The organism is Mycobacterium sp. TH-M82 (genome assembly GCF_057473605.1).
Genome location: NZ_JBYCKY010000777.1, coordinates 1 through 1,177, shown reverse-complemented (window position 1 = coordinate 1,177; position 1,177 = coordinate 1). Strand labels below are relative to the sequence as shown.

Here is a 1,177-nt window from a genome sequence, read left to right as displayed (position 1 = left end):
CTCGTCCGGTGATCGGACCGATCCTGCGGGCCGCCTCCTACGGCCGCGAGGAGACCAGTCCGAGCGTGGTGGCGTTCTCCGAGGAGATGATGCACGCCACCCCGATCACCACCATGGTGGGATTCCTGCACGCGCTGGAGGTGCACGACGAAAGTGCGGCGCTGGAGCCACTTTCGGCAATCCCGACCCTGATCGCCTGCGGCGATCACGACCTGCTCACCCCGGACGGCTACTCGCGGGCTATGGCGGCCGCGCTGTGGAACTCCGAGCTGGTGATCGTCGAAGGGGCAGGGCATCTGGTGCAACTGGAGGAGCCCGACGTGATCGACGACGCTCTGGTCCGGCTGGTCGAGCGGGCCACCCCGCGACGGCTGACGCTGACCCGGCGGCTGCGGGGGCGGGCTGCCACCGGGAGTGGGAGTGGCTGAAACTTGTAGCGGCACCGAGACCCTGACCACCGCGGCCGACACCCTGGCGTTCGGCACTCGAGTGGGCCGGCAGCTTCGTGCCGGCGACGTGGTGGTGCTGGCCGGCCCGCTCGGTGCCGGAAAAACCGTGCTGGCCAAGGGTATCGCCGCCGCGCTGGACGTCGACGGTCCGGTCGTGTCGCCGACGTTCGTGCTGGCCCGGGTGCACCGGCCCCGGCGGGCAGGTGTCCCGGCGATGATCCACGCCGACCTCTACCGGCTGCTGGACCACCGGGGTATCGACCTGCTGGCCGAACTGGACGCGCTGGATCTCGACACCGAGCTCGACGACGCCGTCGTCGTGGTGGAGTGGGGCGAAGGGCTGGCCGAACGGCTCTCCGAACGTCACCTCGACATCGCGCTGGAGCGCTGCAGTGATCCCGACTCCGAGGTGCGCACCGCGACCTGGCGGTGGAACCTGCCGTGAGCCGGGCGATTCTGGCCGTCGACACCGCCACCCCCGCGGTGACGGCGGGTCTGGTGGACTCTGCCGGCGCGACCGTGCTGGCCGAGCGGGTCACCGTCGACGCGCGTGCGCACGCCGAGCGGATCACCCCCAACGTGCTGGCTGCGCTGGACGACGCCGGGCTTTCGATGCCCGACCTGGACGCGGTGGTGGTGGGCTGCGGGCCCGGACCGTTCACCGGGCTGCGGGTCGGGATGGCCACCGCCGCCGCCTACGGCCATGCGCTGGGCATTCCGGTGTACGG

The 1,177-nt window shown here is 71.5% G+C and carries 3 protein-coding genes; all 3 read left to right on the top strand.

From position 1 onward, the window contains the following. Positions 1 to 428 (top strand): alpha/beta fold hydrolase (locus AC2VON_RS23045; protein WP_486954924.1); only part of this gene is annotated, 428 nt, incomplete at its 5' end. After that, the gene (tsaE, locus tag AC2VON_RS23040; RefSeq protein WP_486954923.1) at positions 421 to 894 is read left to right on the top strand and encodes a tRNA (adenosine(37)-N6)-threonylcarbamoyltransferase complex ATPase subunit type 1 TsaE; all 474 of its coding nucleotides are present in this window, start codon (positions 421 to 423) and stop codon (positions 892 to 894) included. The genes AC2VON_RS23045 and tsaE, both read left to right, overlap by 8 nt. Next, the coding region (tsaB, locus tag AC2VON_RS23035; RefSeq protein WP_486954922.1) for a tRNA (adenosine(37)-N6)-threonylcarbamoyltransferase complex dimerization subunit type 1 TsaB at positions 879 to 1,177 on the top strand (299 nt) is incomplete at its 3' end. The genes tsaE and tsaB, both read left to right, overlap by 16 nt.